The organism is Marinifilum sp. D737, from assembly GCF_026672275.1.
In the GTDB taxonomy this organism is placed as follows: Bacteria; Bacteroidota; Bacteroidia; order Bacteroidales; family Marinifilaceae; genus Marinifilum.
Genome location: NZ_JANQCD010000005.1, coordinates 100494 through 114454 on the forward strand (window position 1 = coordinate 100494; position 13961 = coordinate 114454).

At 36.5% G+C, this 13961-nt stretch carries 7 protein-coding genes; 2 read left to right on the forward strand and 5 right to left on the reverse strand.

Annotated elements, in window-relative coordinates; genetic code table 11:
• Positions 1-55: 55 nt before the first annotated feature.
• Positions 56-1693, forward strand: coding sequence for an ABC-F family ATP-binding cassette domain-containing protein (locus tag NQ163_RS05215; protein WP_268189222.1), 1638 nt, complete (start codon positions 56-58; stop codon positions 1691-1693).
• Here the strand turns inward: NQ163_RS05215 and NQ163_RS05220 are convergent.
• The 3 genes from NQ163_RS05220 to NQ163_RS05230 all read right to left on the reverse strand — a co-directional run bounded on the left by NQ163_RS05220 (position 1690) and on the right by NQ163_RS05230 (position 6382).
• Positions 1690-3693 (reverse strand): sensor histidine kinase, encoded by a 2004-nt coding sequence (locus NQ163_RS05220; RefSeq protein ID WP_268189223.1) that lies wholly within the window; start codon positions 3691-3693, stop codon positions 1690-1692. The genes NQ163_RS05215 and NQ163_RS05220 overlap by 4 nt on opposite strands.
• 150 nt (positions 3694-3843) lie before the next feature.
• Positions 3844-5430, reverse strand: a complete 1587-nt coding sequence (locus NQ163_RS05225; RefSeq protein ID WP_268189224.1) for a dipeptidase — start codon at positions 5428-5430, stop codon at positions 3844-3846.
• A gap of 115 nt (positions 5431-5545) precedes the next feature.
• Positions 5546-6382: a CvfB family protein gene (locus NQ163_RS05230; protein ID WP_268189225.1), complete on the reverse strand. Its 837-nt coding sequence runs from the start codon at positions 6380-6382 to the stop codon at positions 5546-5548.
• A 600-nt stretch (positions 6383-6982) separates the two neighbouring features.
• On the opposite strand from NQ163_RS05230, the gene NQ163_RS05235 reads away from it, so the two are divergent.
• On the forward strand, positions 6983-10423 hold the full coding sequence (locus tag NQ163_RS05235; RefSeq protein ID WP_268189226.1) for a hypothetical protein: 3441 nt from the start codon (positions 6983-6985) through the stop codon (positions 10421-10423).
• A 352-nt stretch (positions 10424-10775) separates the two neighbouring features.
• On the opposite strand, the gene NQ163_RS05240 is transcribed toward NQ163_RS05235, so the two are convergent.
• A complete protein-coding gene (locus tag NQ163_RS05240) occupies positions 10776-13208 on the reverse strand; it encodes an FtsX-like permease family protein (RefSeq protein ID WP_268189227.1) in 2433 nt (810 codons plus the stop codon).
• A gap of 10 nt (positions 13209-13218) precedes the next feature.
• Positions 13219-13917 (reverse strand): ABC transporter ATP-binding protein, encoded by a 699-nt coding sequence (locus NQ163_RS05245; RefSeq protein WP_268189228.1) that lies wholly within the window; start codon positions 13915-13917, stop codon positions 13219-13221.
• Positions 13918-13961: the final 44 nt, after the last annotated feature.

The window sequence follows — 13961 nt, forward strand, 5'->3', positions numbered from 1 at the left end:
ATGTTTTGATATGTAAATGGTATAATTATCTTTGCGGCTTAATAAAACCGAAAAGATGATAACTGTAGATTCATTAGCTGTTGAGTTTGGCGGAACAAGCTTGTTTAAAGATATTTCATTTGTAATTAATGAGAAGGATAGAATTGCTCTAATGGGAAAAAATGGAGCGGGAAAATCTACACTTCTTAAAATTATTGCAGGAGTTGATACACCAACTCGTGGTCGTATTTCAACACCAAAGGATAAGACCATTGCTTACCTTCCTCAGCACTTAATGACATCGAATACCAGAACTGTTTTTGAAGAAACTGCTCAGGCTTTTGCTCACATTTTCGAAATGGAGAAGCAGATTGAAGAGATGAATGCTGAGTTGGCTTCCAGAACCGATTTCGAGTCGGAGAGCTATTACAAGCTGATTGAAGATGTATCTACTTTAAGTGAGAAATTCTATTCCATCGAAGAAACCAATTACGATTCAGAAGTTGAGAAAACATTAATCGGACTAGGTTTTGAGCGAGATGATTTTACTCGTCCAACCAGTGAGTTTAGTGGTGGATGGAGAATGAGAATTGAATTGGCAAAGATTCTTCTAAAAAAGCCTGATTTGATTCTTTTGGATGAGCCTACCAATCACCTGGATATAGAATCGATTCAATGGTTGGAAGATTTTTTGATTAATTCGGGGAAAGCGGTTATGGTAATCTCGCACGACCGTGCTTTTGTCGATCGAATTACATCCAGAACCATTGAAATTACAATGGGCCGTATTTACGATTACAAGGCTTCTTATTCGGAGTACCTGGAATTGAGAAAGGACAGAAGAGCACATCAACAAAAGGCTTACGATGAGCAACAGAAAATGATTGCTGAAAACAAAGCTTTTATCGAGCGATTTAAGGGGACTTATTCAAAAACCTTGCAGGTGCAATCGAGAGTTAAAATGTTGGAAAAACTTGAAATTGTAGAAGTGGATGAGGAAGATACTTCTGCTTTGAGATTGAAGTTTCCACCATCGCCTCGTTCAGGAAACTACCCGGTAATTATGGAAGAGGTTAGCAAAGCTTACGATGAGCATTTGGTATTTGAAAATGTGAATTTTACATTGGAAAGAGGAGAGAAGCTTGCCTTTGTAGGTAGAAATGGAGAAGGGAAATCAACTTTGGTAAAGGCAATCATGCAGGAGATTGATCATGGAGGAACCTTAACTTTGGGACACAATGCCATGATTGGTTATTTTGCGCAAAACCAGGCTTCCCTAATGGATGAGGAATTGACTGTATTCCAAACCATCGATCATGTAGCCAAGGGCGATATTAGAACTAAAATCAAAGATATTTTGGGCGCTTTCATGTTTGGAGGCGACAATTCAACCAAAAAAGTAAAAGTACTTTCGGGAGGTGAAAAAACTCGTTTGGCAATGATTAAACTGTTGCTTGAACCTGTGAACTTGTTAATTCTGGATGAGCCTACCAACCATTTGGATATGAAGACCAAGGACATCTTAAAATCGGCCTTGAAAGATTTTGATGGAACCTTAATTCTTGTATCTCACGATCGTGATTTCCTTGATGGTTTGGTGGATAAGGTATATGAATTTGGAAACCAAAGAGTAAAAGAGCATTTGGGTGATATCAATTCATATCTAACTGCAAAGAAAATGGAGAATTTAAGAGAGTTGGAGCGTAAGAATTAATTCAATTCCTTTGACTTGCTCATCTTTGTTTGAATAACACCTGTGAATGGAATGGTGAAAAAGAATGTAGAGCCTAGGTCTATTTCAGATTTTAGGCTCATTGTTCCACCAAGTAAGTGCACCAAACCTTTGGTAATGCTTAAACCAAGACCATTGCCTTCGCGATATTCATTACGAGTAACCTGGGCAAACCTTTCAAATATCAAGTTGAGTTGATCTTGTGGAATCCCACAGCCCGTGTCCTTAACGTAGAATTCTAATTCGTCGTACTTTGTATTGTAACCGAATTCAATCTGTCCTTCATCGGTGAATTTTAATGCATTGCCTAATAAATTGTTACAGATTTGAGTAAATCTTAGTGTATCCGTTTCGATAAGATAATCTTTTGATTCATCCGGGATATATAAATGCAGTTCAACCGAATTTTCAGACTTTGAATCTAGTGTGTTTCTAAATACACTGCTTATTTCTTTGATTAGGTCATTTACCGATACACTTTCAAACGATACCTTTAACTGATTGGATTCAATGTGTGAAATATCGATAATGTCATCAATAATTCTTAGCAATTGCTCACCAGAACTATTGATAATTTTTGAATAGAGTTCTTGTTGTTTCGAACTAATATTTGGAGTTGAAATTAAATCTGTAAAACCAAGAATGGAATTCAAAGGAGTTCTTATTTCATGACTCATATTCGCAAGAAAGGCTGTTTTTAGCTGATCACTTTCTTCTGCTTTTTTTCTGGCAATTACCAGTTCCTGTTTGGTTTTACGTAGTTCCGAGATATCATGAATAATTGAAAAAAGAAGTTTCTTTTCTTCAAATATCATCGCTTCGGAATATACTTCAACATCCCTAAATTCGCCGCTTGCCAGTTTGTGTTTAAAAATATATACCGAACTTGTTTTTGCAGTTGATTGTAATGCTTTACTTAGATGTTTGGTAGGCAATGTATTAATTTTACCAATTGACATTGATGTTAGTGTTTTGTAATCATAGCCATAAAATTTTACTGCAGCAGCATTAGCATCAGTAATCTGTCCGTTTGTTGGATCGATAAGCATCATAATAGATTGATTGTTTCTAAAGATGGCTTTGTATCTTTTTTCGCTTTCGGATAACTGATAGGTTCTTTTGGCTATTACTTGCTCAAGAGAGTCATTAATTTCTTGTAGTTTGTTTTCTCTTTTTTCAACCTCACATGTATAAAAACGAAAGGTTTGAGTTAGATGTTTTTTATAAAAAAGAGCAATTAAAAATGTAATCAGAAGGGTAAGACCAATTAAAACAAGAGTTAAGTTATTTCTTTTATGTCCAAGGAGCTCATCGTGTTTTAACTCATTTTCAATTAGTGTATCAATATCATTTAAATAGATTCCTGTAGCAATAATCCAATCATACTTCTTGTATAGCTTTGCGTAGCTTAGTTTTTGCGAAACTTGGTCTGTTTTGAATTCTTTAAACCAGTAGGTGAAAAACAATTCTCCATACTTTTTCACACCTTGTAATTCTGTTAAGTAAGGAGTGTTTCCTTTAATATCGGTTGTATGGGTCGAAAGAAATTGACCTTCTGTTTCGGGCAGGTTTGGGTGAACTTCTCGAATGGCATAATCATCACCACCTTCATAGTTAATTATTTTATTGATCCAAATGTATCCGGAATCAACCAAGGTATTTTGCCTGATGTGATTTTTGATGTATTTTTTTACCTGGCTTCTGACATAGGCTGAATCGCCAGGGAATTTATTACTGAAAAACGCTTCTATTTGGTTGATTTCAACAATGGTTCTGTCTACGGCAGTTTTTAAATAATCTTTTTTAGCATGTATTATTTGACTCTCTATTTGCTCTATATGTTCTTGATTGATCTGATTGATTTGGCGATTATAGATGAACCAAAAAGAAGTCGTGAAAATTACAATGATGATAATAAGAGAAAGGAAAAAGCTCTTGGTAATATCTTTAGGGGCAATATCTGATTTTTTTTTTGGATTCAATTTGTAGTATAAAAAGTTTGAAATAAGGGGGCGAAAAATGAATATTAAGTAAATTTAGTAAATGAAGAAATATTTAACAAATTAATTTAAAAGCAAAGGCCTTGATAGATTATTACCAAGGCCTTTGTTATTTCATACTAATTGGAATTATTAGAATTTTTCATCGTATTTGGTCCAGAGTCCATCACCTATTTCCCATGCTTTGTCTACCACTTCGTTACCCAATTGGATACTTCTTTTGGTTAAAAACTCCTTACGCTTTTTCTTACTCATTTTAGCTGCCTCTTTGTCGATAGCTGCTTGTTCTTCGAAATATTGTTTCTGTAGAGGAACAAAAACTGTATCAACATCATGTCTCATATCACCCCAGCGTTGTGCTGTTAATGTACCTAAACGGTTAAAGGCCCACCATGCTGATTTACGAGTGTAGCCTGTTCTGCGAGCTTTTACCTTGTAGGATTCGGCCAAATCGGTAGTTCCTGCATAAACAGGAATATAAATGGATGTTGCTACATTATCTTGTGCCAGCCAAACAATTCCACCTACTTCATCAGGTAACCAATCTCTACACTGAATAATGGTTGCATACATGGTATACCAGCGAGCGATGGTTCTTTCGCCAAGTTCGCCCCAACCACCATTAACTCCGAACAAACGGTTCATATCGTAAGGCATAAAAGGATTCGCAAATGGAGAAAGCACCTCTTTACCATCCTTATTTGCTTGTTTAATGTTTTTTACGAAATTATATGGAGTTCCTTCATAGTAATCCTTGAAGATTTCAACCAACTTGTCCATTGTGATTTTTTCATCAGGTTGAACTGAGAATGGATAATCTTTGTCGTTGGCATCTAGTTTTAACGAAGGAGCAGCCATCGAAAGTACTCTCCACTCTCTTCTGCGAGAAGCTAATGATAATCTGCTTTTAGGAGCATAAGCATAGTTCCATTTAAAAACTTCACCTTCTTTCCACCATCCATTTTCTTTGGCAACAGAATAAATGTTTTTTGATGCCATAAAATGCTCTTTATCCTTTAGGTTGATTTCTTTAATGGTACTTGCATTTGCGTTTACCGAAATGTGATTGTCAGGTACGCGCTGAGCAACCCAAACTGCACCTACTTTTCCTTTACCAGGACCAACAACTTCAAAATGCCAAACTTCTTTTTTATCGGCAATGGTCAAACATTCTCCGTAATCTCTCCAACCATATTTCATTAAAAGCTCATCAGCCAATAGAATTGCTTCTCTTGCAGTTGTACATCTCTCAAGCATTAATTGTTGTAAGCGCTGACAATCGATTAAACATTCTTTCGAGAACAATTCTTCACGCCCGCCAAAGGTAGATTCTCCAATTGCCAATTGCTTTTCGTTGATACAAGGGTATGCAGTATTAAAAAACTGGTAAGTTTTTTCAACTTGGTCGATTTCTCCAATCTTTTTGTGCTGGTAAGTAGGCATTGCCAAACTATCGTAAGCCGATCTTTCATACAAAGCAAACTTACTTCCTTTTTTGTATTTCATAGAAGGAGTAACGTCCATCCATGCACGTGTTCTGTGGCTATCATCTGTGTGCGAAGTGATAACCGATCCGTCAGTGGTGGCCAGTTTTCCAACCGTTACAGTTGTACATCCTTCCGGTACACCTGCTTTCCAATCCGATTTGTCCTGCGCCATTGTATTTGTCGAAACCAGCAATACAATAGCTAGAAATAAATTTCTTAGATAATAATTCATGTTTAGTTAGTTGTGTTTTTGTGATCTTGTATTAGAGGATTTAATTTTGTGCTAACTGCTAACTGCTAACTGCTAACTGCTAACTGCTAACTGCTAACTGCTAACTGCTAACTGTTCACTGAACCAGGTAGATTCCAGTATCCTCAATGGTAATTAGCTTTTGTTTGTACAAAAGACCAATTGCCTTTTTAAAATTTTTCTTACTCATTTTAAGGGTATAGTAAATGTCTTCCGGCGAACTCTTATCATTCAAAGGAATGAACCCTTCTTCTTCTTTTAATAAATCAAGTATTTGCTGTCCCGATTTAGGAACCTCGTTTGCATATCCTTGTTGTTGAAGGCTAACATCAATCTTGCCATCGGGACGGATTTTCTTAATATATGCCTTTCTTTGATCTCCAATTTTCAGGTGTCCAAAAACTTCGTTTTTGTATACCATTCCCAAGGCATCATCATTAATCAACACCTGGAAACCCAATTCACTTCTTTTGCCAATTAATATATCTACTTCGTCTCCTTCCTGATATGAGGTTTCATTGTCTCGTAGAATTCTTTCAATTTTAGCTGTAGCTACAATTCTTCCTGTAGCATTATCCAAATAGATGTATACCAGGTACGAAAGATCTACCTGCATTTTATCTCTTTGTTCGCTAAACGGAACAAGCAGATCTTTGGCCAATCCCCAATCTAAAAATGCACCTACATTGGTTACCGATTTTACTTTTAGAACAGCAAATTCTCCAACAATGGCTTTAGGTTTTAGCGTTGTGGCTATAATTCGATCTTCCGAATCTCTATATATAAATACTTTAATTTTGTCGTCAATTTGTGTTTTTGGCGGAACATATTGATTTGGCAGCAAGATCAAAGCTTCATCTTCGCCTTCTAAAAACACTCCAAAGTCAACCAATTTGGCAACTTTTAATTCTGCATATTGTCCAATAATACTCACGAGGTATATTTTTAATTGATTCCAAGCTAGAATAGAATCATGAATTGATAATTAACAGCGTAAAAGTAAGCAACTTTTTAAGAATTTACTCGGACAATATTGAAAAGAAAAGATTGGCAGAAATTTAAAAATACAAAGCTTGGTTTGAACTTGATGTAATTCTTGTTTTTAATTCAAATCGGAAAATCATTCATGTTGTAGAGCATGTTTGCAGAATTCGATAAAATAGGAATGGGTATTTTTCTACTTGTTTTAATAAACAGTAAATGAAAATGGTTAAGTAGGAATGTTCTGTGCTTGAACTTACGAAGCTATGCACTATTATTGAGTTTTTTCAAAAATGTAAAGTTATGGAGGCAATTTTCGTTATCGATTGCGAATTTTAGTCCTTATTATTAGGGAAAAATATCAGTATTAAACATGAGTGTTTATACCCATAAAATCAGCTATTGTAGAACATGTACGACTTAATAGAGAAATAATTCCTTATTTAAGAATAGTTTTTATTTTTGATGAGTGATCAAGAAATCGTGGATTTTGAGATTGATAAAATAACTCTCTCTCGAGTTAATTTGATATATGAATTCAATTAGTCAGGGTATGAAGACAAGGAAATTATTAGTTAGAGATCTAACATTAAGAGATGGTCAGCAATCTCTTTTTGCAACCAGAATGCCACAGGCAGAGATAGAGAAAGTTTTGCACTTGTATAAAAAGGCGAACTTTTATGCGATGGAAGTATGGGGTGGTGCGGTACCTGATTCTGTAATGCGTTATTTGAATGAGGATCCTTGGTACCGTTTAGAGTCCATTAAGAAAGAGATTGGCGATGTTTCCAAACTTACGGCCTTATCTCGTGGACGCAATCTATTCGGATACAGTCCATATCCTGAATCAGTAATTGAAAAGTTTAATACACAAGCTGTAAAATCAGGATTGGGTATTATGCGTATTTTCGATTGTTTGAACGATATTGAAAATATGAAGTCGACCATTAAGTATGTAAAAGCTGCTGGTGGTATGGCCGATTGTGCAGTATGTTATACTGTAGACTCTAAATTTCCTGAGAAAAAAGAGGATAGAGACAGACTTACCATTAAGAATCTTCCGGATCAGATCTTTGACCTGGAATATTTTGTGAATCTGGCGAAAAAATTGGAGGCTCTTGGAGCGGATATGATTTCCTTGAAAGATATGGCCGGCCTGGCTTCACCTTCTCGTGCGGGGCAAATTATTCGTCGATTTAAAGAAGAGTTAAGTATTCCGGTTGATTTCCACTCACACTCTACACCAGGCTATGGTTTGGCCTCGGCTTTAACTGCCATTATTAATGGTGTGGATGTTATCGATACCAACATCATGAACTTTGCTGGTGGATCCGCAGCTCCTGCATACGAGTTGATTTACCTGTTCTGTCAGAAGTTGGGCATTGAACTGGATGGAAATCCTGAGGTAGTGGTTGAAATCAACAAAATTTTAAAAGAGATTCGTGCGAATGCTTTGGCTGAGGTGGATAGCTACAAGCAGTTCCCAATTGAATTTGATATTACAAAAGATAAGCTTCCTGCTGAGATCGATCAACTGTTCGATGAGGCAATAGAATATGCTAAAGCTGATAAAGAGACTGAGCTCCTGGATGCTTGTCATGCAATTGAAAAATATTTTAATTTCCCCGCTCCTAACGAAATGGTTAAGAAGGCGGAAATTCCTGGTGGTATGTATACAAACATGCTGAACCAGTTGAAGGCTTTAGGTTTGGAAACCCTGCTTGAGAGAGTGTTAGAAGTGGTGCCAGTGGTTCGTTTGGACGCAGGTTGTCCACCATTGGTAACCCCTTCTTCACAAATTGTAGGCGTACAGGCGGTAAACTGTGTTATCGATGAGAACTCGGGGCGCCCGTTCTATACAAATGTATCCAACCAGTTTTTTAGCTTGGTAAAAGGAGAGTATGGAACTACTCCAATCGAAATTGCTCCTGAGTTTCGTGAAAAGATCACTGGAAAGCCAGAGAGAGAAGATTATGATGTGAGCCATTACCAGGCACCGGAAAATCCAAATCTGCCACAATACGGAAATGTAAAGTTGGCTGTAGACGATAAAGAATACATGCTTTTGGAACTGTTCCCATTGGTAGCAAAAGGATACTTGGAAGGCAAGCGCAAGGATGAATTCGAAGCCCAAAGAGTAGAAAATCGCAAGAAAATTGCTGCTGAAAGAGCTGCAATTAAGAGAACCCGCAAACTGAAGATTCGTGATTTGACATTGCGTGATGGTCAGCAATCACTGTTTGCAACTCGTGTGCCACAACACGAAATTGAAAAGGTTCTTCCTTTGTATAAAGATGCAAACTTCTACGCACTAGAGGTTTGGGGAGGTGCAATTCCCGATTCGGTAATGCGTTATCTGAACGAAGATCCATGGCATCGATTGGAATCCATTAAGGAAGTAATTGGTGATGTTTCGCACCTAACTGCATTGTCGCGTGGTAGAAACTTATTTGGTTACTCGCCTTATCCAGAATCGGTAATCGAAGGCTTTAACAAGAATGCTGTGAAATCAGGCTTGGGTATCATGCGTATCTTCGATTGTTTGAACGATGTGAAGAACATGGAAACTACCATTAAATATATGAAAGAGGCAGGAGGTATTGCCGACTGTGCGGTTTGTTATACGGTAGATCCAAAATTCACCAAAAAACAAAGATGGAAAGCCCTTTTATCAGGAAAGAAATTGCCTAAGAAGATTTTTGATGTAAATTATTTCGTGAACAAGGCCAAGCAAATGGAAGCGCTTGGCGCGGATATGATTACCGTGAAGGACATGGCAGGCTTGATTCCTCCTTCATTATCGGGTAAGATCGTGAAGCGATTGAAACAAGAGCTTAATGTTCCGATTGATTTTCACACCCATTGTACTCCAGGTTATGGTTTAGGTGCTGTATTAATGGCCATAGTGAACGGTGTGGATGTGGTAGATACCTGTATGCTGAACTTTGCAGGAGGTCCTGCTGCTCCATCATTCGAAATTATCCAGCTTTTCGCTGATAAATTAGGTTTGGATACGGGAGTGAACCTCGATTCTGTTGTTGCCATTAACAAGGAATTGAAAGGAATCCGTGAAAGAATTGCTGAGTTCGATTCTTATAAAATGTTTCCATTAGAGTTTGACATTACTGCAGACTATCTTCCGAAAGAGATTGATGCATTATTCGATAAAGCTATTGAATTGGCTAAAGCCGATAAAGAAGAAGAGTTGTTGGCAACCTGTCATGCAATCGAGAAGTACTTTAACTTCCCTGAACCAAATGAGAAAGTGAAAGCTGCAGAGATTCCAGGAGGTATGTATACCAACATGTTGGCTCAGCTAAAAGCACTTGGTTTGGAAGATTTACTGCCAACCGTATTGGAGAAAGTACCTGAGGTTCGCGTAGCTGCAGGTTGTCCTCCCTTGGTAACTCCATCTTCACAAATTGTAGGAGTTCAGGCAGTAAACTACGTATTGGATGTGAATAGTGGTAAGGCTCCATATACAAACGTAAACAACCAATTCTTTAATTTGGTAAAAGGAGAGTATGGGGAAACACCAATAGCTATCGATCCGGAATTCCGTCATAAAATTTGTGGACAAAGTGAGGCTACCGATTATGATGTAAACAAGTATCAGGCTCCTGAGAATCCAGTCTTACATGAAATGGGAGGAGTAAAGCTTGCCGAAAACGAGAAAGATATGTTGCTGTTGGAGTTGTTTCCAACTGTAGCGACTCCATTCCTGAAGAACAGAAAAGCGGATGCTTATTACGAAAAAGTAGCTGTAGAAGAGAATGAAAAGCAAAGGATTATTGAGGAGAAGAAAGCTGCTTATGCTGCAATTCCAATAGAAGAAAAATATGAAATGTTACTTCGTGGATTGTACAGCTTGGCTGGGGATTCTAAACAGGCTACTGGTGAAATCACTCAACCAGAAGAGAAAGAGTCGAAACTTGATATCAAAACCAAAGAAATGCTAACGGCACAAAAGCCAAAAAGCAGATTAGTAGGATAAAGTTTTCTATTATATTTTTTATAAACAACTTAAAAGTGCTATTCCTTATGGAGTAGCACTTTTTTATTATCCTTATTTTAATGTTCCAGTCAGGGATTTTTAATCGAACTCAGCTTACTACAATCCTTATCGCTTGGTAGTAGTGATAGTAATCAGTATAATAAGTGCTTACTACAGCAATAAAAAGACTGTACCTTATTTAGGATACAGTCCTTTGAAATATCATCAAGTTTGTATTGATTAGATAATGATGAATATTACCACATATTCAAATTGAGTTTTTCCCTAGAAGGGAAGAAGTCCTAAATATACCTTTCTATTGCTTTTAAACTATATTTCAACCCTTGTCACATTATTCATATTTCAATGCATAAACAGGATCTTTTCTGGCTGCATTATAGGTTTGCCAACTAACGGTGATGATTGCAATAACAATAGCAATTACTCCTGCCAAGGCAAATATCCACCAGCTTAGATCAATTCGATAAGCAAAGCTCTTTAACCAGTCATCGGCAGCATAGAAAGCAATTGGAGATGCAATTACGAAAGCCATAGCTACCCATACAACATACTCGGTGATTAATTGCAGCATGATTTCCAAAGAGCTTGCACCATTGGCTTTTCGTATTCCTATTTCTTTGGTTTTGTGTTGTATGCTATAGGATGACAAGGCATACATTCCAAGTATTGAGAGTAGAATAGAAAGAACAGAAAATAGGGTCAAGGCTTTCATTTCATTGTACTGATTTCGATAAGTTTTGAAATAGCTATCACTTAGAAATTCATATTTCATAGGGTGATCCGGATACATCTGACTCCACGTTTCCTGCAAATTCTTAAGCGCTTTAGTGGTGTTGTTTTTATCAATTTTAACCAGAAAAGTACTGTTGAAAATTCGCTTTAAACCAATAACTTCTGCTTTTTCTTCCGAGAACATGTCGGCATAATGCAAGTCCTTGATTACGGCAACAATCTCTCCTTGTTTAAAATAGGTTGGAGATATAAAGTTGTATTTGAACTGTTTCCCTATGGCATCTTGTGGATTTGTAAAGCCCAATTTTTTGGAAGCAGATTCATTTAAAATGTATTGTTCTTTAAAATTGCGGTAGGATGGATCAAGATGATTGATGTTTTTGATAGCGGCTTCAGTATTGGGAGAAATGGCCGCACTTTCCCACATGAAGCTTGAGCCACTTTTAAGATTTAAATCACCCGCCAATGCTTGAATATCAAATAATTTAAAAAATTCATGATCAACAGAATTAATTGAAATTGTGTTGTTATCGCTTTTATCTATTCCTTCCATTTCAAATGGATAAACGAAATCAGGTGTTGTACCTGGAGGCATCATAGTTGATGAAATCAGTAGTATTTCGGGATGCTTTAAAGCCTTTTCTTTGAAAAGATCAAATGTACTGATGGCCGCATATGGAAATTCAGTAATTGTAATAATGGATTCTTTGTCTTTTCCAGGGTGAAAATTCTTGATCTTTAAAATCTGTTGATTTAAAACAATGGTTAAAACCAAGGCTACAATGGATAGCGTAAATTGGCAAACCAGGGAGATAATGAATTTCTTCGAACCTTCTTTTTTCTGATTGCTTAAATTTGAAGAGATCTTTCTGGTGTATAAAGGGAGTAGTGAAATGGCTCCAAATACAACAATAAAGCACATAACAAGAAGTGTAAACAATACTCCTTCGTTTTTAATGATAAACTTAAATTCTATAAAACGATTAAAAATAAAAGAGAGTACGCTTCCTATGATGATGGATAGAGAGATCTGTATAATTGATTTCTTAATTTGTGATAGAGAAAGATCTAAGAGGTTTGCACCGTTGATAACTTTAATTTTGAGATTGTTTAAATCGCTATTTAGCTGAACCGTAGTCAGGTTAAAATAGTTAATCATTGTGATTAAAAGGATAATAAGAGCACCTGACATTATTACCCAAATGGTTTTTACTGTACCATTTGAACCAAGCTCATCCTTTTTATGACTTTTTAGATGAATGTCTCGAAGATTCATCAATTTAAAAGTAGGAGAAACCTCTTCTTCGGCAACATTTTCTTTCCAATATTTGTTTAAAGAAACCTCCAATTGATCAGGTTTTACATCTGGATGTAATAGCAAGTATGTAAAAGCATGTCCGTAGGGATTACGAAGTGTTTCCAGATTGCTTGAGAGTAACATATCTGGTTGCATGTGCGAATTGGGTGGATAATCATCAAATACACCTTTAAGGGTATAAATTGTTCCACCATTTCGATCAAATTCTCCTTTTAGAGTTAACTCTTTTCCAATCACATCAATGCTACCAAAATATTTTAATGCAGATTTTTTACTGATTGCGATTTCATTTGGATTATGAAAGAGACCTTCCTTATTGCCTTTTATCAGTTTAAAATCAAATATTGTAAAGAAAGAATGATCGGTGTAGTAAGAGTTTTCCAATCGAAAGATCTCGTCTTCTACTTTTACAGTATAATTGAATGGTTTTACCATTAGGACAATCTGCTCTATTCCTGGGAATTTATCGTATAAATCCTTGATGTAATGAGCATTTAAGCTAGCAGTATATACATTGTCTGGGCTTTGCATAAAGCCAACTTTTCCAGGTTTGTCTATGTTAAGACGGTAAATCTGATCTGCTTTAGTATGAAACTTGTCGAACGACAACTCATGTTTTATATAGGATGAAGCAAAAAATACACTTGCAAAAGCAATTGAAATTCCAATGATATTAATCGCAGCCCATTTATTTTTTTTTGTTAAAATATTCATAGCTATCTAATTAATATTCAATTTGAGTAAATTCTTTTTTCGTACTTTCCATGGTTACTTCACCATCAAACAATCGGATTACTCGATGTGCAAACTCAGCATCACGCTCCGAGTGGGTTACCATTACAATGGTGGTTCCCTCGGCATTCAGTTCGCTTAATAAGTTCATTACCTCAAGGCCGGTTTTTGAATCGAGGTTACCAGTTGGCTCATCGGCCAATAAAAGTTTTGGGTTGGGTGCAATGGCGCGCGCAATGGCAACTCTTTGTTGTTGTCCTCCTGATAATTGTTGTGGATAGTGATTTCTTCGATGCCCTATCTTCATTCTGTCCAGCATTTCCAGGACACGTTTTTTCTTCTTGCCTAAATCGTATCGTAAATACTTTAATGGCAATTCTACATTTTTATACACACTCAATTCATCAATCAGGTTGAACGATTGAAAAACAAAATTGATATTCCCTTTGCGAAATGTATTGCGCTGTTTTTCCTTAAGGCTACTTACCTCATTGTCGCAGAAATGATACTTGCCATGGGTAGGACTATCTAACATTCCCAGAATATTTAAAAGGGTAGACTTCCCACAACCTGATGGTCCCATAATGGCTACAAATTCACCTTCTTTTATTTCCAGGTTTACATTATTCAAGGCAGTGGTTTCTACCTCTTCGGTACGAAATACTTTACTTAGGTTTTCTACTTTGATCATTTTGTTTTATTAAAGATTCGTAAGTTATATAATTATTATTGTCA

What these genes read in the sequence shown, in the direction of transcription:
- NQ163_RS05235 (WP_268189226.1), top strand. Translation starts at nt 6,983, where the DNA reads ATGAAGACAAGGAAATTATTAGTTAGAGATCTAACATTAAGAGATGGT.
- NQ163_RS05245 (WP_268189228.1), bottom strand. Translation starts at nt 13,917, where the DNA reads ATGATCAAAGTAGAAAACCTAAGTAAAGTATTTCGTACCGAAGAGGTA.
- NQ163_RS05225 (WP_268189224.1), bottom strand. Translation starts at nt 5,430, where the DNA reads ATGAATTATTATCTAAGAAATTTATTTCTAGCTATTGTATTGCTGGTT.
- NQ163_RS05240 (WP_268189227.1), bottom strand. Translation starts at nt 13,208, where the DNA reads ATGAATATTTTAACAAAAAAAAATAAATGGGCTGCGATTAATATCATT.
- NQ163_RS05215 (WP_268189222.1), top strand. Translation starts at nt 56, where the DNA reads ATGATAACTGTAGATTCATTAGCTGTTGAGTTTGGCGGAACAAGCTTG.